Raw genomic sequence first — 19,298 nt, 5'->3', positions numbered from 1 at the left:
TGCCATCGTTATATCACTGCCGTTTTTGCGCCCCAATGATACCCCTCAAATCCCCTCATTAAATTGGTTAGGTAGGTACTCAATCCCCCACAACCCTACCCATGGGACATAGCACTTTTAAGGACATCAAGAATCGGGTATTTTTCCCCCCAGAGGAAACCCTTTCGACAGGGGAAACAGCCTTAAAATCTACTCAACTCCAGCCTCGATTGACACCCATCGATCGCATCTTTTGTATCAATCATAACACTAGCATATTTAGACCGTTACATATAATACCAAAATTGATGTAAAATTTCGCCTATCGTCGGTTAGCCAGGCGAGAGAAGGGGGGGTACAGAGGCAGAGGAATTTCCAAATCCCCCAAAATCCTTGTTGCACCGGACAAAAATAGAACGGCCTAGGGAGAAAAATTCCAGTTCATTCCAGGAGTCGGCATGGGTCTAGAGCTGTCAAGCCAGCCGTTAACGGGGACACAGGTCGCCGGTGGGGGCTGAGTACAACCTAACTAAACAATCAGGGATCCAGGGGTACCAGGCGAGGGCAAGACAGGGGCTTGTTATAACGAAAGGAACAGGAAATAGGGGATCAGGCTTATGTGGGAGGCTATTTTGACAGACCATATCGAAACCTTACCGGTGGGAGAGCGGTGGAATATCCGCGCGCGTCTCCAGGAATTGGCAATTGCTTGTGAATGTTTGGCAGATGGTTCCCTGGCCGTAGAAATCAAAAATTGCCATCAGGCGATTCTGGTGGCCATGATCCTGTTCCGGTTTAATAGCTCCCGCCAGCAGCAGGTGGATTGGTTAGAGCGTTGTTGGCAGAGTTTAGCGGTACCCGGCGGGTAATGGATGGGATCAGGTTTGTGGTGTTTATTCGTCTTTATACCGCCAGGTGGTTCAGGCCATTCCTGTTTGGTTAGAGGCCATGATGCTGGAGATGGTTTGGATCAACGATACAACCCTGCGGGATGGGGAACAGGCGGCAGGCGTAGCGTTTACCCCTGAGGAAAAACTGGCCATTGCCCGCTTGCTGGACGCCATCGGCATTCCGGAATTGGAAGTGGGTATCCCGGCCATGGGGGGGGAGGAAGCAAAAGCCATCCGGCGCATCGTTCGGGCGGGTCTCAAGGCCCAGTTGATTGGCTGGAATCGTTGCCGCCTGGAGGACCTGCGGGCTTCTCTGGCCTGTGGGCTACGCCGGGTGCATATCTCGGTGCCGGTGTCAGAGGTGCAAATCGGGGTGAAGTTCCAAGGCGATCGGCAGGCGATGCTCCAGCAGTTACGGGCCTGTATCCAATTCGCCAAGGACCAGGGGTTATTTGTGGCCGTCGGGGGAGAGGATAGTTCCCGCGCTGACCCTAGGTTTCTATTGGAGGTGGCCACGGCAGCCCAGGCGTGGGGGGCGGAACGGTTCCGGTTTTGCGATACAGTCGGCTGTCTTGACCCTTTTACAACCTATGATCAGGTACGGCATTTGACCGAGGCGCTGGCGATTCCGGTGGAGATGCACACCCACGACGATTTCGGTATGGCCACGGCCAACGCCCTGGCGGGAATTCGCGCCGGCGCCCGTGCGGTGAACACGACGGTCAACGGTTTAGGGGAACGGGCTGGGAATGCGGCCTTGGAGGAGGTGGTGCTGGCCTTGCAGGAGATTTATGGCTGTCGGTTGCCCATAGACACCAGCCGTTTCTGGGAACTGTCCCAACGGGTGGCCCAGGCGGCTAATTGTCGTCCACCCTTGTGCAAGGCGGTTGTTGGCATCAACACCTTTGCCCATGAGGCGGGTATCCATGCCCACGGCGTACTGACTGACCCCTTGACCTATGAACCCTATCCCCCGGAGCGGGTGGGACGACAGCGGCAACTGGTGATTGGCAAACATTCGGGTACCCACGCCATCACTCACGTTTTACAGCAGATGGGGGTGCAGGTCACGCCCGCCCAAGCTCAGGCAATTTTGGCCCTTGTGCGCCGACGGGCTACTCGTCACAAAGGGGGGTTGCCCCTGTCGGAATTGAGAACAATCGCCCAGAGGGTCCAAGCGTCATGGACGGAACTCCAAGCGAGTTGATGGGTCCTCCCCAATTTGCCCTGGGGGAAAAGGTGCGGCTCACCCGGACGATTCGCAACGACGGTACGTTCATCGGACGGGGGCCGAGGGAGGTTTTGGCCGGCAAGGGGGAGGTGGGCTACGTGGTGGGCATCGGCACGTTTCTGCAGATGTTCTATATCTACAGCGTGCATTTTTTGGCGTTGGGTATAGTGGTGGGGTGCCGGGGGACAGAACTGGAAAGCTTGGAGCCACCGGCGGACATCGAGTAACAGCTACTCCCTATGACTCCTCTAACCCTATTTGGGCAACCGGCGCGGCGGGGACGTTGGTTCCTGCTGCCTTTAGGCATGGCCATTTTGCTGTGCCTGGGGACGGTTTACTCCTGGAGCATTTTTCGCCTGCCCCTGGAAGAACACCTGGGCTTAAGCGCTACCGCCAGCCTACTTCCCTATACCCTGGCATTGCTGTTTTATGCCTTGCTGATGCCGATTGCCGGCTTTGGTTTGCCACACCTGGGCACACGTCGGGTGACGGTGATGGGAGGACTGCTGGTGGGGCTGGGTTATCTCTTGGCCAGTCTAGCAAAGGGGTTGCCTTTACTGGTGGTGGGGTATGGGGTGCTGGGGGGATCAGGGATTGGTATGACGTATGGTGTCCCACTGCTGGTAGCGGCCCGCTGGTTTCCTGACCGCAAGGGGCTGGCTGTGGGGCTAACAGTGGTGGGGTTTGGATTGTCTCCCTTGGTCACGGCGCCCCTGGCCAACTTGTGGATTCAAACCTACGGGGTGCGGGTGGCGCTGCGGCTGATGGGGTTGCTGTTGATGACGGTGATCCTGGCCCTGGCGGGATGGATGCGGTTGCCGCCGCCGGATTGGCGCCCCCCAACGGACTCGTCTGGGATGCAAACAAATGGGGTCTATCCGGTGACTCTGTGGCGCAGCCGCTCCTTCTACGGGTTATGGCTGTGCTATGCCCTAGGAACTTTCATTGGGCTGAGCGCGATTGGGATTGCTAGTCCCGTCGGTCAGGAGGTCATTGGCATCACTGCTGACCTGGCAGCAGCCAGTGTCGCTTGGTTTGCTGTGGGCAATGGGGTCAGTCGTCCCCTGTTTGGTTGGTTGAGCGACCGGTTTCCTCCCCGCTACGTAGCGATGTTTTCCTATGCCCTAATGTTTGTCGCTGCGCTGGTAATGGGTTCGGCGCGGGCAGGCCAAGTAGGCCATTACCTGCTGGCGTTTAGCCTATTTTGGTTCTGTTTGGGGGGGTGGCTGGCCATGGCTCCCACGGTTACTCTGCGTTTTTTCCACCCCGACCGCTATGCCCAAAACTACGGTTGGGTGTTTACGGCCTACGGTGCAGGGGCGCTTTTAGGTACATTGCTGACCGGTCAAATTCGGGATTGGTTAGGGTCGTATCAAGCTGTTTTTGGGGTCATGGCAGGGTTGGCTATGGGGGGCATGGGACTGGCTTGGACCGGGTTGAAACCCCCAGTTCATACCAGCCTGTTAAAAGGTTAAAAAACCATAAAAATCCCTATGGCTGGTCGGACAAGTTACAGAATCAGACGGCTATGCGGGGTTAATTTTTGAATAGTAAAATCAGTCATCCATGGGTTGGGCCGTTTAGGAGACCGGTCATGGTCAAGGGTGGGTCCATGTTGAATACGTGTCCTGTATCCAATTTGGGCGAGTTAAAGTTGCGTATCCCCTGCGACCGTCCGTCCCAGGAAGCAGAGATTACCTGTCATCAAACTTACCGTTGTTTGAGTCAAGTGTTGGGCTTGCCCCCTGGTCGTCCTGCGACAACGGCCGTGCCTTTACCCAACATCACCCTGTTTGCCAATGGCCAAAATACTCCCTTTGCCTCCTGTTTGGTTATCTGGCAGGCCTGTCAGGGGATGACCCAGCGACCCTATCAGGTCTGGCAAACGGCGGGGGAGTTTCGGGTGTGGGAATATCAGGGGTCCTCGGGACGGTTGCGTTACCGGCTGCCTCAGGCCCTGGGGGATGGCGGATGGGATATGCGCGTGATTGTCATGCACCTGCTGTTAGCCGCCTGTGTGACCCAAAGGGACCGTCCCTGGGAGGAGGATGTCGTCATCAACGACCAGCTCATCGCCGAGTTTTTGGGATGGCACCAGCGCAAGGACCTGAATCGTTTGCAAAAGTTGCTGCTGCTGGAGGCGTGGATGCGTCAGGCCAGTTACCTGGAGGTGGAGGTCTTTTGGCAACAACGGGGCCCAATTCCGGCGGTGCATTTGCCCTTTGCGCCCCTGTGGTTGGTGAGGCCGACGTACCATGTCGCTACGGCCAAGGACGGCTCCACCTACTTGAGTGGGTTGTCGTTCCAGGTGCGGGCGGGTCCCTGGGCAACTTACTTTCTCCAACGGCATCAGGCGCGCCCCAAAACCGCTTACTATCAGTACGGTTGGCTGCCCCGGTCGTTGCCGGCCAAGATCATGCAACTGTGGAAACGCTATCCGGGTAGTGTCGTATTGCTGTTACATTTGCTTTTTCAGTCCCGGGTGCGCCAGGAACCCCTGACCAAGGTGGCGACCTTACTCAAGCTGATTTACGGTGACCAGGCGGTGCAGCAGGCGTGGCATCAGGCGGAGTTGCGGCGCAAGTTAATCACCACCTGGGAGTTGGATTTGTATCCCTTGTTTGACTATGGTTTCCGGCCCCTGTTTCGGGAGGACTGCTACCCGCGCGCTATCCAACCCGATTGGTTTACGGCCCAAGAGCTACCCGACGACCCGGAAGAGGCCTTTCACTACTGGGTTAACAGACCACCAGAGGCAAAGATGAACTCAAAACAAAAATGGTTACAGTTGTTCAATGCCGCCATTTGCCTGGAGGAATTCCCCGCCGATTGGCCGATGAACTTTCGCCCCAAGTGGAAAAAGACCCCAGCCAAACCCAGGTCTAGACCGGCGGTGGGCCATCCGATTACCGGCGCCCTGGTGAGGCAAGCGCGGCTGCAACAACACCTAAGTCAACGCCAACTGGCCGCCCTGCTGCACAAAAGTCAAAGCTGGTTGCGGGATATTGAAGCGGGCCGCTACAGCCTTAAACCGAAGGACGTGGCTCTGCTGCAGACGGTTTTACCGAACTTGGCGGGGACGCCGGCGGGTTAACTAAGCCCTGCACCAGGTCCTGAAATTCCCGGGCGAAGGTCACCTGGGCGCGATTAGTTTTGCCGCCGATATACAGCCGGTCATCGGCCCACAACCCCCAAATCTGGCTATAGGAGACATAGCTCATGAGCACACCCAGCATCAAACCGGCAAAACCGGCATAGAGAATGGGCACACCGGGGTCCGATTTGACCTGCAAACCCGTACTGCCGATGATGTCCGTCACCTGCAGCGTAATTTGCCCCAGTTGCACCGGTGTCCCGACCCGCCCGGTCGCCAGCAATTGCCCCTGCTGATCGTAGAGCAAAAACAACCCCTGCAAATCGGGAATGACCAGGGACACGCCCACACGCAAATCCGGTTGCAAGGGCAACCAGGTTCCCCACAGTCGGCGCCCGTTTTCTGCCGTAAAGGCGGTGACGGGAACGTCGAAAACAGGGCTGTTGTTGTAGCGCAGGCGCACGCTGTGAACCCCCCAACTGGTCTGGTAAAAGGTGAGGCCGTGCCAGCGCAGGGGGTGATTGACATAAATGGTTTGGCGCGTCACTTCGTTGCCCTGCTCGTCTACCAAGCCCAAGTCGGTATAGAACTGGTCAATGTCACCGCTGGGGGTGTATTCGATCCAGAAGCGGTGCACGCGCCCCCGCAGGTTAGGCAGATGGCGTACCAACGCCCCGGCTCTCACCACATGCTGTAGGGCAAAATCCTGACCGCTGGGCACCATTTCCTGCACCAGAAAACCGGTGAGGGAACTGACCATCCCCCCGAGAAGCACCACCACCAAACTGGCATGGACGACGATGGGACCCACCTTGCCGACCAGACCCCTGCGGGCGTAGAGTTTGTCTCCTGCCGTAACTACCCAATAGCCCTTTTGGCGGAGGGTTTGGCTGACGGTTTCGATAGGGATAGGGGGGCAGGTTTGGCTGAGGCTGAGGCGGGCGATTTGCTCCGGGCGTTGGTAGTAATGCCATTTCTGGGCCACCCGCAACGCCGGCCACTGCCGCAGGCTAGTACAAGCCAGCAAACTCGCCCCAAACAGCATCAGCAGGCTCAAGTACCACCAGGTTTGGTAGACGTGGTCCAACCCCAAGGCCAGGATGACTTTCCAGGTGAGAAAGCCAAACAGGGCGGGATGTGCCGGGTAATGGGTCTGGTAAAAGGCCGGCGATTCCCCCTGTTCGATTACCGTACCGGCTACGCTGGCCAGGGCTATTCCCAAAAGCAACCCAATGGCCAGGCGCAAATCCGCTACCACCTGCACCAGGGCGCGCCACCAGACTTGCACTGCACGCCAACGGGCCAATGGGGTCATGGGCTGTCGTCCGTTGTTGCGATTCCCATGCTAGAGCAATTTCCCGCAGGCCTGCTGTTGCTGGAGCTGGGAGAGCCACTGCTGAGCTTGGGCACCTTGAGCCTTGAGGGTCACCCGCCGGCCGATGGTCTCATCCCTGTGCCAGCGTACGTGCACGTAATGGGGGGGCCACACTGGTAAGCGCTCCGGCCATTCAATAGCTACGATCCCCGGCGGCGCTTCCTGCCAGTAGTACTCCGGTTGCAACTGCTGCACCTCCGCCGGACTCAGGCGATACAAATCCAGGTGATACAGGGGAATGCGGCCCTCCGGGTACTCCTGCACCAGGGCAAAGGTGGGACTGGTGACCGGTTCGGTAATCCCCAGTTCTTGGGCCAGGCCCTGCACCAGAGTAGTCTTGCCGCTGCCCAGCTCCCCCTGCAACAACACCACCGCTCCGGCGGGCAACACCTGACCTAAAGCCTCCCCCAACCGCTGGGTCGCCGCCGCATCCGGGAGTTCTACCACCATGGCTGCACCCGCTGGTACCACCGCATCAAAACCCGGGCCAAACGCTGGGGATGGTGCTGCACATAGCCTTTTTGCGGGTCCTCCTGAATCACATCCGCCAAGAGCAACCGGTAGCCCATGCGCAAGACCTCCTCCCGGTCCAATTCCACAAAGGCTGACCCCACCTGGGCATACCGTTCGACAGCCTGGGGCGATGGCGGTCTTTTTTGCACCAGCACCACGTCAAAGATGCGCCCGCCGGTGACCTGCTCAATCGCCCGCAGGTGGTCCGAAACCCGGTATCCCTCTGTTTCCCCCGGCTCCGTCATGGCGTTGCAAATATACACCCGGGGTACGGTTGCCTGGGCAATCGCCGCCGTAATTTCCGGCACCAGCAAGTTGGGGATGACACTGGTGTAGAGACTGCCCGGCCCCACCAGGATCAAGTCCGCGTCTTCAAGGGCTTCAATGGCCTTGGGCAACGCCGGGGGATTGGGGGGGGTACAGCCGATGCGCACAATGCGGCCCCGGGCCTGGGGAATTTGCGACTCCCCTTCGATGCGCCGTCCATCAGCCAATTCCGCCCACAGATGCACATCCGCCATCGTCGCCGGCAACACTTGTCCTCGCACCGCCAGCACCCGGGAACTGGCCGCAATCGCCTGCTCCAAGCTGCCAGTGATGTGGGTCAAGGCCGTCAGGTACAAATTGCCGAAACTATGGCCGCTCAACCCTTCTCCCGCTTCAAAGCGGTACTGAAACAGGGCCGTCAGCAGTTGCTCTTCATTGGCCAGGGCCGTCAAACAATTGCGAATATCCCCCGGCGGCAGGACCCCCACCTCCCGGCGCAACCGTCCCGACGACCCCCCATCATCGGCCACCGTGACGATGGCGGTGATATTGCTGCTGTAGTGCTTCAGTCCCCGCAGCAGGCGTGAAAGGCCCGTTCCTCCCCCCAAAGCCACAATCTTCGGCCCCCGATTGCGTTGGCGCTGGGCCAGGAGGACGTCCACCACATCCTGTTCCCCCTCCGGACGCAGGGCCTCCGTCAGAGTTCCCACCGACCGGGTTTGGCTCCAGATGATCAGCCCCAAGCCCAGCAGCACCGCCAGGGGGCCCGAGATATAGTTGGGGATCACCGTCGCCAATCCCCGCACCAGGCCCTCGATGAGCTGTAACAGACTATTGATGGGCGTCAGGCGCAGGGAAATGGACAACCCCAACACCACCAACACAGAGCCGATAAACGTCAGCAGCAGCCAGCGCTTAACAAACAGACCCGGTCGCAACCACTTAAGCCATTGCCGCAACCGCCAAGGTGCCTGCTTCCCCATGGGTCACCGCTCACCGGTCGGTTTTGACTCTAGCAAATGGTTAGCCTCGTGGGAAAGTCCTCTAGTACTCAATACCCGGTTGGGCCTTGATGCCCTGGGAGCGAAAGGGATGTTTGCGCAGGGTCATTTCCGTGACCAAATCCGCATATTCGATGAGGGCCGGAGGTGCACCGCGTCCGGTCAAGACCACATGGGTGTGGGGGGGTTTTTGCTGCAATCCCTGCAACACCTGATCCACCGCCAGGTAACCCAAACGCAGGGCCACATTCACCTCATCCAGGACCGTGAGGTAGTAATCCGGGTTGCAAATGTACTCACAGGCCAATTGCCAGGCCGTCTGGGCGCACTGCCGGTCCCGTTGCCAATCCTGGGTATCCCAAGTGAACCCCTCCCCCAAAGCATGCCAGCGAATTTGGTCCGACCATTGCGCCAGAACCCGCCGCTCTGCCGGTTCCCAGGCCCCCTTAATAAACTGCACCACCGCCACCCGGTAGCCATGACCCAAAGAGCGCAGCACCATCCCCAGAGCCGCCGTGGTCTTTCCCTTGCCGTCCCCCGTAAAGACGATCACCAAACCCTTTTGGGTGCAGCGCTCCAGGTAAGCCGCCTGTTGCCGTTGGCGCCGTTGCATCTTCCGGCGGTACTGCTCCGGCGTCAGCACCTTACTTCTTCTTGCGAGAACTCGATTTTTTCTTTTCCGTAGCCTCCGCTGCCGGTTCTGGTGGGACTTCTGCTGCCGGCGGGGTTGGCGCTGGGGCAGCCAGTTCAGTGCTGGTCGTGGCCGGTGTGGTTAGCTCTTCCCCCAGCCGATAGCGGGTAAAGCGTCGCACCCGGATATTTTCCCCCACCAGGGCAATGGTTTGCTTGATCAAATCCCCCACCGTAATACTGGGGTCCTTGATGTAGGGCTGGTCCAGCAGGCAGCGCTCCCGAAAGATTTTCTCCAAGCGGCCCTGGACAATCTTTTCCCGCACCGCCTCCGGCTTATTGGCCAGGTCCTCCCGGCCCATTTCAATCGCCCGCTCCCGTTCGATCACCGCCGGCGGCACCTCGCTCATGTCCACGTATTCCACGTTCTCCGTCGCGGCAATTTGCAGGGCGATATTGTGGGCCAGATTCTGAAACACCTCACCCCGGGCCACAAAATCCGTTTCGCAGTTAATTTCCAGCAACACCCCCAACTTACCGCCAGTGTGAATGTAGCTGTAAATCAGGCCCTCGGTGGTGCTGCGACCCGCTTTTTTCTCCGCCGAAGCCAAGCCCTTTTGCCGCAGGTATTCCACAGCCTTTTCCAGGTCACCGCCGCTGTGCTGGAGCGCTTTTTTGCAATCGAGCATCCCGGCGCCGGTGCGTTCGCGGAGAGTTTTGACCAACTGGGCGGAAACTTCAGCCATAACAACTCCTATGGACTGGCTCTATTGTAACCCCTTTCAGCCATCGGCTTCCTCAGGGAGTTCCTCCCCTTCCTCCTCCAGGAAGGACTCCTCTGCCCAATCCGTCACTTCTGTTTCCTCTTCCTCCTCCAGGAGACCCTCTTTCTCCTGGCCGCTGCGGCCCTCGCAAATGGCGTCCACCAATTCCCCCAGGATGAGTTTGATGGAACGGATGGCGTCATCATTAGCTGGGATGGGCACATCCACCAAATCCGGGTCGCAGTTGGTATCCAGCAACGACACAATGGGGATATTCAACTTCAGACACTCCTGCACCGCGTTATATTCCCGTTTCTGGTCCACGATAATCACCACATCGGGCAGGCGGCGCATCATTTTAATGCCCCCCAGGTACTTACGCAGTCGTTCCAACTCCCGCCGCAGGGTGGCCGCCTCCTTTTTGGGCAACAGATCAAAGGCCCCCGTTTCCTCCTGCCGCTCCAGTTCCTTCAGCCGTTCCACCCGGGATTTGATCGTCGTCCAGTTGGTGAGCATCCCCCCCAGCCAGCGCTGGTTGACGTAGTAGGATTCACAGCGCAAAGCCTCCTGGGCCACAATCCCAGCCGCCTGTCGCTTGGTGCCTACAAACAAAAACTTTTTGTTGGCCTCGGCGGCCCGCCGCACATAGTCACAGGCTTCCTCGAGTAATTCCGCCGTCTGCACCAGGTCAATAATATGTACGCCATTGCGCTCAGCGTAGATATAGGGGGCCATTTTGGGGTTCCACCGCCGGGCCTGGTGACCGAAATGCACCCCTGCTTCCAACAGTTGCGCCAGTGTGACTGCCATGGACTACTCCTACGGGTTCAAACCATCCGGCTGGGTTCCCTAGGGAACACCCGTAGCCACCAGATGGGTAAGTTTACAAAACAAACAATTTTTTAGCTTAGCAAAAAAGTCAAACGGGGTCACGATTGGGCAGCGGGTCCGGGTGGTCATCCGGTCGGGGCGTCGGCAGGGGTGCGGTGTACACCAAAAACGGCAACCCTTCCCCCTGTAGGCCCTGGTGGATGCGCCGGGGGCTACTGGGCCAGAGGACAAACAGGGGATAAACCTTTTCGGCGCCCTCGTTGTAAATCTGGCTATAGCGGGGGGGCATCACCCACTCGTAGGGTTGACTCAGATATATTTGCGTCTGCCGCCACCGTTGCAACAACTGGGAAAAGTCCTCCCCCTGACGATGGAAAAACACCAGCACTTCCCGGTCGGTTTTCACCCGCCACACCGGGTCACAAGGTAGCAGCGCCAACTCACAGGGCAATTGCACCAAGCAGCCCCCCTGGCGCACCAAGGGCAACACGATGGGGATCAAGCTGGCTTCTGGGCGGCGTAGGCTGGGGAGCAATTCCAGGTAGGCGCGATGACCCTTGAGGATGGCCATGGCACCCTGCACCTGGCTGGCTTGGGCCAACAGTTCCTCGTACTCCAACGTAGTCATGGCGAACTCTCGGCGCCGGTTCCTTTCTATATTGACCCACAGCCGCCCTGGGGATGCAATAAATTAGTAAACGGAAGCGTCGCCGACGGGAATGCTGGGGATTTCACGGCCCACGTATTACGAGATTTTGGGGGTCCCTCCCTTTGCCAACGGGGAGACCATTCGCCGGGCCTACCGGGAACTCAGCAAACGCTACCACCCCGACACCACCAGCCTCCCCCTCGACATCGCCCAAGAAAAGTTCCGGGAGATCAACACCGCCTATACGGTCTTAATCTGCCCCCAGCAGCGGGCCGCCTATGACCAACTCTTGCGACGACAGGCCCTTGCACCCCCGCGCCCCCAACCCCGTCGTCCCGCTTATGCCTACTCTGCCTATCTCGACCCCACCGACCGTCCCCTGTCCCCCGGCGAACTCTTTGCCCTTTGTCTATTGGGATTGACCTTTGTGGGCTGTCTGTTTCTGGTGGTGATTCTCGGGCTGGTGCGTTCGGGAACCGTCAGCACCTAAACCTGGTAAATAGCCAGCAACTTCGGGCCGAGGTGGTCGGCAGCGAGATGGTTTTCGGCAAAACGGCGGCCCTGTTCACCCAGGTGTTGACGCTGCTCGGCGGGCATGTGGTACAGCTCCAGAATCCGTTGCACCAGGGTCTCCGGTTGATCCGGGTCAAAAATCAGGCCACACTGCCCCTGCTGCAGAATTAAGGCTTGGTCACTGACGGCCGAAGCAATGACGGGGCGTCCCGCCGCCAGGTAATAGGACAACTTATAGGGGTATTGACTCTGGGAAACCGGCCCCCTCACGCGGCTGGAAATAAGGGCATGGCACTGGCTGAGAAAAGCACCTTCTTCGCCTCGGGGAACCGTCGGGAGCACGGTCAGATTCAGGGGCAGGGGTTGGGGTAGGTCAATACGGTAAAGTTCCGGTTGAATCCCCCCCAACAAAAAGTGAATATCTGGATGATGGCTCAGACGCGCCACTGCATACAAGATCAAATCAATGCCCTGCCAAAAGCTGCCGTTGCCCAGATAGCCAACGATGAACTTTGGGCCGACTGGCGGCGGGACATAGGGAATGGAGCGAACCTCCACCGGCCCCCAGATAACATCTATTTTGGTCGCCAGATGGTCGCCAAATTCTTGCCCTATCAGGTCCTTTTGGCTGTGGCTCATGGCGATAATCCGGTCGGCTGACCTGAGGCTTAGCCATTCCAGGAACTGAAACGTTGTGCACGACCAGGGCCGGGCCTGGGTCATTTCGTAGCGGGTTAACCCGTGAATTTCCAAGATGATCTTCACCCGGGGGGCAGACAACCGATAGGCCAAGGCCGCCAGGATACCGGCAGGTTGAATCAGATGAATCACATCCGGTTGAAAGCGGTACAGCGCCCGGGTCACATAGCGGGTGAAACGATCCCAGCGAAAACGGGTTACCCAAGCCCGGGGCACCACTTCCACGTAGGGCGCCGAACCCCCTGTGGCATAGACCCGCAACCGGCAACAGCGGTGGAGCACCTGGGCCGTCAAATGGGCGCGCACCGGCGTTCCCGAAAGACGGTCCACATCAAAGGGACAAATCAGGGCAACTTTGACCATCAGCGTTCATCCCTTAGCCGTGAGTTCGGTAAACAGGTTCACCAAACGCTCCATCAACCGGTCCAGGCTGTGATAGCGAATAACCTGTTGGCGCAGATAACTTCCCATCACCTGCCTTTGCGCCTCAGACAAAGACAACAGGTTAGCCAGTTTGCCGGCCAAATCCTCCGGATCGCCATGGGCAAACAGCAATTGGTCGGCGTAAACCCCCAACGTTTCCCGAAACCCCTGGTTAGCGGCCAAACACACCTTTCCGCAGGCCATCGCCTCCAGGGCCACCTTATCACCAAAACCGGTGGGGGTGAGATTCACATACACCGTGCATTGCCGATAAATAGCGGGCAGTTCATACAGGGCCACCGCCGGTCGGAAATGCACACGGGTTTCTAGACCTAGCGCCTGAACCTGACGGCGTAAAGACGCTGCATAGTCTTCATCGCCAGGATGGGCAGGATTACCGACAATGCGCACCGTAACCGGACGCTGCTCCTGATACACCAGTCGGGCCACCGCCGCAATCAACGTCCCGTAATCCTTCACCGGCGACAGCCGCCCCACCGCCAAGATGAGGGGTTGATCAGGGCACTCCTTCTCCCCGGCAGCCGGTTGGAATACATCCGTGTCAATGCCCTGGCCGACGACCACCAATTTGTCCTGGCGATAGGGGTAGGCGGTGGGGAGACTGCTCACCATCCGGTCCGACCAAAAATGGGCCAGTTTCAATTGGCGGGTGAGGCTGGGGTGGGCGTACCACGTAACAATCGGAATCCGGTGCAGTTTCAGGAGCGGGGCCGCCAGGTTGGTCAACAGGGGCGTCATGTGGGAAAAACACAGATCAATCCGGTGATGACGTAGGATGTGAGAGAGAAATCTATAGAAGCGCACAGCCCGCCGGGGTTCACTATAGCCCCGTTCTTTGCCCAAGGAATAAACCTGGACATTCTTTGGCAACTGCAGTACACCGGCCCGCATGGTGATGACATGGATAGCCGCCACCCGTTCTGCTAGTTTGTTCAACCACAGGGTGGTGAACCCAAGCAGGGGATGATGGGCATCCGTGGCCAAGTTAAACACCAGGAGATTCATCGCCCTAAACATAGCCGACAGAGGTCTGCGTAGCCCTGGTAGTAGCGTTCGGGGCTAAAGAAGGTTTTGACCATTTGCCGACCCCGTTGTCCCATGGTGTGGGCCGCCTCAGGATGCCGCAGTAAATACACCAGGCGTCTAGCCAGGGCTGCCTCATCGCCGGGTGGGACCAAGAAACCGTTGACCCCGTCCCGCACCACATCCGGGATACCCCCGACTGCACTGGCCACCACCGGTGTACCCGTAGCCATGGCCTCCAGCAAAACTCGCCCCAAAGCTTCCGCCAACGACGGCAAAACCAAAACCGTACTCCTAGCCATTTCCGCGGCCAATTGCTGCTGGGGCATCTCCGGTAGAAAAGCGACATGCTCCTGCAAATGAGCCTGCCTAACCTGTTGCGTCAGCCCCTGGGCATATGCCCTATTTTCAGGACGGCCAATGATTGTTAGGCGGGCCGAGGGTACCTGCTGAACCACTTGCCCAAAAGCTGCCACCAGGTGATGCAAGCCCTTACAGGGAATCAACACACCGGCATAAACCACCGTTAATTCCTTCGCCGTTTCCCCCACCGCATCGCCGGCTGCATAAAAACTCTCCAAGTCTGTCCAGGCGATAAAGGTAACCATCGGTCGGCCTGGGGCATAAGCCTGGAGTTGGTCAGCGGTGGCGCGGGAAACCGCCCGTAATACGTCAGCTTGACCGAGGGTTAACCGGGCAACCCAACGCATCCATCCCTTGTAAAGCCCAGGCCACCAAACCCGCCGCTGTAAAAACAGATAATTTTCAAAATCGTTGTGACTTTCCACCACTAAACACAGTCGGTGATGGGCTAGTTGGGCCAGTTTTTTGACCGGCAAAACCGCCAGGGCTTCATAGGGACTCTGGGCAATCACCACCTGAATCCGCTGTCGCCAGACAAGCCACAGCAAGATGGGGGGTACCACCAGCAGAAACTGTATGTAGCGAAGGGGTGGCCAGGGCCAATTGGGTAGGAGGTAAAAATAGGCTTCTTCTTGAAAAAATCGGGGCTGCCAATCCCGGGAAAAGCCAATGACATGGACTGGCCCCAGCCGGCTAAGCAGCACAAACTTCTTGCGCTGGGTCGGATTCAAGGGACGCTGGTAGCGACTGCCGCCGACAAAGCAGATGCGGTAAAGGGGGGAGACCATGGGACAGGTAGATACCTGGTCGCGACGGCTGACCCACGCCAAACCGGGCTGGCATGGCCACCCCCCATTATAGGTCCTCTCCTAGCTAGGGGTTATCTGGGGGGTGCGGCGTCATGGCCGTCGCCAGGGTAGGGGAGACCAATCGCCGCTAGCCACAAAGGCTGCCCAGTAGTAGGGCGATTCCCGCTTTGACCGCTCTCGTTGCACCTGTCGGAGGGCTTCGGTAATTCCCAGGCCCCGGCGTAAGTTCTGGTAAAACGCCACCATAATGTCTCGAGTGGCTTGGTCATCCACCTTCCACAGGGTACTCACCTGGGACCGCGCCCCTGCCAATGTGAAGGCTCGCCGTAACCCGTAGACCCCTTCGCCGTTGACCACCTCCCCCCGCCCCGTGTCACAGGCCGATAGAACCACCAACGCTGTACCGTGCAGATGCATGCTGGTTACCTCTAGGGCTGTAAGCACTCCATCATCATCTGCTGGCGAAGTGCTGTGTCGTTGATTGACCCCGGCCAAGGCCAATCCCGACCGCAAAAGTGGGTTTTCCCAGGGTCCTTTTGAGGACCAGTTGGCCAGGAAAAAGCCATGGGTTGCCAAATGGAGAACTTGGGGTGCTGTGGCAGCTTTGACCACTGATTCTGTCGCTGCTGTCCGGGTCAATAGGCGAGCTGTGGGTAGGAGCGCTTTAATAGCCTGGGCCTCCTGGGCCGTACCTGGCAAGGGGGTAAAGGTGAGATGGAATCCATCCGGCAGACCTATGTTGGCCCAGGATGGGGACGCGAAAGACTGCTGGGGGGGGTCACCAAAGCTGGGATCAGCTACGATCAACGGGGCAGTGGCGGCTCCCGGTGGCGATGTCATCCGCAGGAGTTCTCGCCCGGAGGTCAGTAGGGTAATTAGGTAGGACTCCAGCAAATATTGCCCCTTGCTATCCACCAGGGCCGGAAACGGAATCCTGTTGAGTTCGCCATCGGGGCTAATCAGTAGGTGGGTCGCCTGGCCCAGCCACGACCGAATAGGGGTGATTAACCGTGCCGCGAGCGCTTGGGCTGCCTGTTGCAATGCTTCCTTGGGGGAACGGGGGTCGGCCAGGCGTAGGTAGGCCTGACGGACTTGGGCGTCAATATCAACCGCTAGACCGAGGTCCTTTCCCTGGGGTTGGCCGGTTGCCCGCAGTACATATACCCCATAGCGGGGTTCATCAAAGCGGTTGGTCTGCAGGTTGTAGGGGCGATAACGGATAAATTCCACTAGGGCGGCATCGGTCGGAATCCACCGTTGGACGTCCCTGACTATGACCGGCTGGGTCAGTTCCCGGAAGGCAGCACTGCGCAAACTGAGTTCCGCCTCCAGTTGGTCCGCTTCCTGGCGCAATTGGGACACCAGCGAAGGGTCTGGGGCGGTCACGGGGTCAAACACCAAGCGAGCAATTCTGGTGCGCAGTTGGCTGAGCTGTTGCAGTTTGGCCTGCTCCGCAGCCGCTAGTTGCCGTTGTAGGCGCGCCTGGTTCTGGCTAAGGAAATCCAGCAGCCGTCCCTTACGCCGTAAAATCGTTGTCAGGGCCAGGTGGGTGGCCTCAGCACTGGCAGGCAGAACCTGCAAATGGAGCGAGATCACAGCGTCGGTGGTGTCGCGAAAGGTGGTCATATAGTTGCGCTTGTACGCTTCAGAACCAACCACCAGGTTTTGACGGAGATTGTGTTCTTCGATGTCTTGGACCTGCTTCAGTAAGGCCAGGGTTTGGTTCAGGTCGCCCTGCTGCCAGTAGACCAAAGCCAGGTTAGTGAGGACCGTTGCCACGATGGGGTGGGTTGTCCCCAGCCGGGATTGAACCAGGGCTAGGCTTTGCTGGTACAGGGGGAGGGCCGCCGAGTAATCCCGCTGGTCATAATAGAGGGCTGCTAAGTTATTCAGGCTATTGGCAATGTCGAGATGGTCGGAGGGGAGAATTTGTAGGCGAATGGCTAGGGCCCGCTGCAGAAGGGCCAAGGCCGTTGCAGTATCCCGGCGCGCCTGATGCAATGTCCCCAAATTGGTCAGCACGGTGGCGACATAGGGATCGCTTTCCCCAAATGCCTGGGTCAGGATGGTTAAAGCGCGCTGATACAAGGACAACGCCTGTGGGTAGTTTTGTTGCTCGGCTTGGAGAAGTGCCAGGTTGTTGAGGGTGATGGCCACCTCAGGATGGCGGGGCCCCAAGCTCTTTTCGGCAATGGCTAAGGCCCGCTGTAAAAGGGGCAATGCCGCTTGGTGGTTGCCCTGGATCCGGTAGAGATTGGCCAGGTTATTGAGGGTGAAGGCCACCTCAGGATGCTCGGGGCCCAGTATCTCTTCACGAATGGCCAATGCTCGCTGGTAGAGCGGCAAAGCGGCTGCATAGTTCCCCTGCTCCGTCTGGAGTCTGCCTATGAGGTTGAGGGCATCCGCCAGTAGGGGGTGACTGCCGCCAAGGTTACGATAGAGCAAGACTGCCAAGTACTCTGCCAGGGAAATAGCAGCCGCTAAGTTGCCTTGTTCTTCCAGTTGGGAGATTTGCTGGTAAATCTGCTCGGCCAGGTGTTCCACCAACTCTGCGCGGGGTTGTCCCTGGGAAGGAGGTGTAGCTGGGGGTTGGCCCAAGCTGACAGGACACCAGACCCAAACCCCACTACCCAGCAGGGAAACGACCGCTAAACGCAGCCATGGTCCGCTCAGCATACTGCTCGACCCCTGGTTGACTTAAATCATAGGCCCTTGCCCGAGAGCTGACCGGGGTGAGCCCCGCCGAGTCATCGCTGCTATAGTCTGTAGCAGCAACCTTGGCCTCTGGAGGGAACCATGGCCCATCCCTGGCAAGCGGCTATCTTGACGCCGGCGGTTGAGTTCGGTCCCGTAGCTTTACCGGTGCTGGAGGGGCATATCCCACCGGACCTGCGGGGAACGTTTTACCGGAATGGGCCGGGGCGATTGACGCGGGGCCACCAGCGGGTGGGTCACTGGTTCGATGGGGATGGGGCGATTCTGGCGGTGCATTTCACCGGGGGACGGGCGACGGGTTTGTTGCGCTATGTGCAGACGGAGGGCTACCAGGCGGAGGAAAAAAGCGGGCGGTATCTATTTGCCAACTACGGCATGACGGCGCCGGGGTCCTTGTGGGAGCGCATTTTCGGCAAAAATGTGAAAAATTGCGCCAATACGTCGGTGCTACCTTTGCCAGACCGGCTGCTGGCCCTGTGGGAAGGCGGGGCGCCCCATCAGTTGGACCGGCAATCCCTGGCGACTTGGGGGTTGGATTTGCTAGGGAGTTTAACGCCCACCACCCCCTATGCCGCCCACCCTAAACGGGATCCCTTGACGGGAGACATCTACAACTTTGGGGTGAGTTTGGGCTGGCAGGGCACCCTACATCTCTATCGCAGTGGGCCGGATGGCCGGATTCGTCAGCGCGCTGCCATCCCCTTGTCCGGATTTCCCTTGATCCATGACTTTGTGTTGGCCGGCCCCTATCTGGTCTTTTTCATTCCACCGGTGCGCCTGAACTTTTTGCCCTTGATCCTGAACCAAAAAAGCTACAGCGAAGCGTTGGAATGGCAGCCTGAATGGGGAACGCAGATTCTGATCATTGACCGCGAGTGTTTCCGTGTGGTCACCCGTGCGGAAGCGCCGCCCTGGTTTCAATGGCATTTCGCTAATGGGTGCCTCGTTCAGGAGGGGGTGATTCGGGTGCAGTTGGTGCGCTATGGGGACTTTGCCACCAATGAATATCTGCGGGAAGTCAGCAGGGGCGATCCGGTGACGCCGGCTCCCAGTCAACTCTGGGAAATGGAATTGGCGGTGAGCACCGGCAAACTGCAACGGGCCACGCCCTTGACGGACCGCAATTGCGAATTTCCGGTGGTGCCGGAGGCGGTGGTGGGCCAGCCCTGGCGTTACACCTACTGCTCGATGAAGCGGGCCGACGCCAACATTGTGACGGAAATGGACAGCGTCATCGGCTGTTACGACCGGCAAACGGAAACCTGGCGGGAGTGGGATTGCGGTGTGGGCTATTACTGTATGGAACCGGTGTATGCGCCAGGGGAAACGGGGGATTATTTGCTCAACCTGATTTTCAACAGTCATGACCGGCGCAGTGAATTGTGGATTTTCCCGGCGCGCCACTTTAGCGACGGTCCCTGTTGTCGTCTAGCATTGCCGGTGGTGGTCCCTTTGGGGTTTCACGGCAAGTGGGCTGATGCCCGATCTACAATAGCGGCGGAGTGAGT

18 protein-coding genes are annotated in these 19,298 nt (G+C 58.6%); 7 read left to right on the top strand and 11 right to left on the bottom strand.

The features are described 5' to 3' along the window. The first annotated feature begins 596 nt into the window (after positions 1–596). The 5 genes from Q6L55_09575 (at position 597) to Q6L55_09555 (ending at position 5,194) form a co-directional block, all read left to right on the top strand. On the top strand, positions 597–848 hold the full coding sequence (locus Q6L55_09575) for a hypothetical protein (GenBank protein ID MEN9258958.1): 252 nt from the start codon (positions 597–599) through the stop codon (positions 846–848). 46 nt (positions 849–894) lie between these two features. Further along, entirely contained in the window at positions 895–2,076 is a 1,182-nt protein-coding gene (nifV, locus tag Q6L55_09570) for a homocitrate synthase (protein MEN9258957.1), read from the top strand. Further along, complete coding sequence (locus Q6L55_09565) at positions 2,052–2,327, top strand: nitrogen fixation protein NifZ (protein ID MEN9258956.1); 276 nt, start codon at positions 2,052–2,054, stop codon at positions 2,325–2,327. The genes nifV and Q6L55_09565 overlap by 25 nt, the downstream gene beginning before the upstream one ends. Positions 2,328–2,339: 12 nt before the next feature. Continuing rightward, positions 2,340–3,575: an OFA family MFS transporter gene (locus Q6L55_09560; protein ID MEN9258955.1), complete on the top strand. Its 1,236-nt coding sequence runs from the start codon at positions 2,340–2,342 to the stop codon at positions 3,573–3,575. A 254-nt stretch (positions 3,576–3,829) separates the two neighbouring features. Then, the gene (locus Q6L55_09555) at positions 3,830–5,194 is read left to right on the top strand and encodes a helix-turn-helix transcriptional regulator (GenBank protein ID MEN9258954.1); all 1,365 of its coding nucleotides are present in this window, start codon (positions 3,830–3,832) and stop codon (positions 5,192–5,194) included. Here Q6L55_09555 and Q6L55_09550 read toward each other — a convergent pair. From Q6L55_09550 to Q6L55_09520, 7 genes are all read right to left on the bottom strand, one after another. Further along, complete coding sequence (locus Q6L55_09550; protein ID MEN9258953.1) at positions 5,127–6,509, bottom strand: cytochrome c biogenesis protein; 1,383 nt, start codon at positions 6,507–6,509, stop codon at positions 5,127–5,129. The two genes, Q6L55_09555 and Q6L55_09550, sit on opposite strands and share 68 nt — an antisense overlap. 30 nt (positions 6,510–6,539) lie before the next feature. Continuing rightward, positions 6,540–7,019: a tRNA (adenosine(37)-N6)-threonylcarbamoyltransferase complex ATPase subunit type 1 TsaE gene (gene tsaE, locus Q6L55_09545; GenBank protein ID MEN9258952.1), complete on the bottom strand. Its 480-nt coding sequence runs from the start codon at positions 7,017–7,019 to the stop codon at positions 6,540–6,542. Continuing rightward, on the bottom strand, positions 7,010–8,332 hold the full coding sequence (locus Q6L55_09540; GenBank protein ID MEN9258951.1) for a YvcK family protein: 1,323 nt from the start codon (positions 8,330–8,332) through the stop codon (positions 7,010–7,012). Before Q6L55_09540 ends, tsaE begins: the two co-directional genes overlap by 10 nt. A 61-nt stretch (positions 8,333–8,393) precedes the next feature. Beyond that, positions 8,394–8,993 carry a cob(I)yrinic acid a,c-diamide adenosyltransferase gene (gene cobO / locus Q6L55_09535; GenBank protein ID MEN9258950.1) on the bottom strand — a complete coding sequence of 200 codons (600 nt, stop codon included), beginning with the start codon at positions 8,991–8,993 and terminating at the stop codon, positions 8,394–8,396. Between the two features lies 1 nt (position 8,994). Continuing rightward, a complete protein-coding gene (gene tsf / locus Q6L55_09530) occupies positions 8,995–9,726 on the bottom strand; it encodes a translation elongation factor Ts (protein ID MEN9258949.1) in 732 nt (243 codons plus the stop codon). Between the two features lie 36 nt (positions 9,727–9,762). Then, a complete protein-coding gene (gene rpsB / locus Q6L55_09525) occupies positions 9,763–10,554 on the bottom strand; it encodes a 30S ribosomal protein S2 (GenBank protein MEN9258948.1) in 792 nt (263 codons plus the stop codon). Positions 10,555–10,663: 109 nt separating this feature from the next. Continuing rightward, positions 10,664–11,203: a hypothetical protein gene (locus tag Q6L55_09520; protein MEN9258947.1), complete on the bottom strand. Its 540-nt coding sequence runs from the start codon at positions 11,201–11,203 to the stop codon at positions 10,664–10,666. 91 nt (positions 11,204–11,294) lie between these two features. On the opposite strand from Q6L55_09520, the gene Q6L55_09515 reads away from it, so the two are divergent. Beyond that, entirely contained in the window at positions 11,295–11,714 is a 420-nt protein-coding gene (locus Q6L55_09515) for a J domain-containing protein (GenBank protein MEN9258946.1), read from the top strand. On the opposite strand, the gene Q6L55_09510 is transcribed toward Q6L55_09515, so the two are convergent. The 4 genes from Q6L55_09510 to Q6L55_09495 all read right to left on the bottom strand — a co-directional run bounded on the left by Q6L55_09510 (position 11,711) and on the right by Q6L55_09495 (position 17,751). After that, complete coding sequence (locus Q6L55_09510) at positions 11,711–12,799, bottom strand: glycosyltransferase family 4 protein (GenBank protein MEN9258945.1); 1,089 nt, start codon at positions 12,797–12,799, stop codon at positions 11,711–11,713. The genes Q6L55_09515 and Q6L55_09510 overlap by 4 nt on opposite strands. A 6-nt stretch (positions 12,800–12,805) precedes the next feature. Further along, the gene (locus tag Q6L55_09505) at positions 12,806–13,885 is read right to left on the bottom strand and encodes a glycosyltransferase family 4 protein (protein ID MEN9258944.1); all 1,080 of its coding nucleotides are present in this window, start codon (positions 13,883–13,885) and stop codon (positions 12,806–12,808) included. Next, complete coding sequence (locus tag Q6L55_09500) at positions 13,882–15,096, bottom strand: glycosyltransferase (GenBank protein MEN9258943.1); 1,215 nt, start codon at positions 15,094–15,096, stop codon at positions 13,882–13,884. Before Q6L55_09500 ends, Q6L55_09505 begins: the two co-directional genes overlap by 4 nt. Positions 15,097–15,165: 69 nt before the next feature. Next, entirely contained in the window at positions 15,166–17,751 is a 2,586-nt protein-coding gene (locus tag Q6L55_09495) for a CHAT domain-containing protein (GenBank protein ID MEN9258942.1), read from the bottom strand. Positions 17,752–17,871: 120 nt separating this feature from the next. Here Q6L55_09495 and Q6L55_09490 point away from each other — a divergent pair, with 120 nt between their 5' ends. Further along, positions 17,872–19,296 carry a carotenoid oxygenase family protein gene (locus Q6L55_09490; protein ID MEN9258941.1) on the top strand — a complete coding sequence of 475 codons (1,425 nt, stop codon included), beginning with the start codon at positions 17,872–17,874 and terminating at the stop codon, positions 19,294–19,296. The last annotated feature ends 2 nt before the right edge of the window (positions 19,297–19,298 follow it).

Origin of the sequence: Gloeomargarita sp. SRBZ-1_bins_9 (assembly GCA_039794565.1) — a bacterium.
GTDB lineage: Bacteria > Cyanobacteriota > Cyanobacteriia > Gloeomargaritales > Gloeomargaritaceae > Gloeomargarita.
This window is presented reverse-complemented; position numbering and strand designations above follow the sequence as displayed.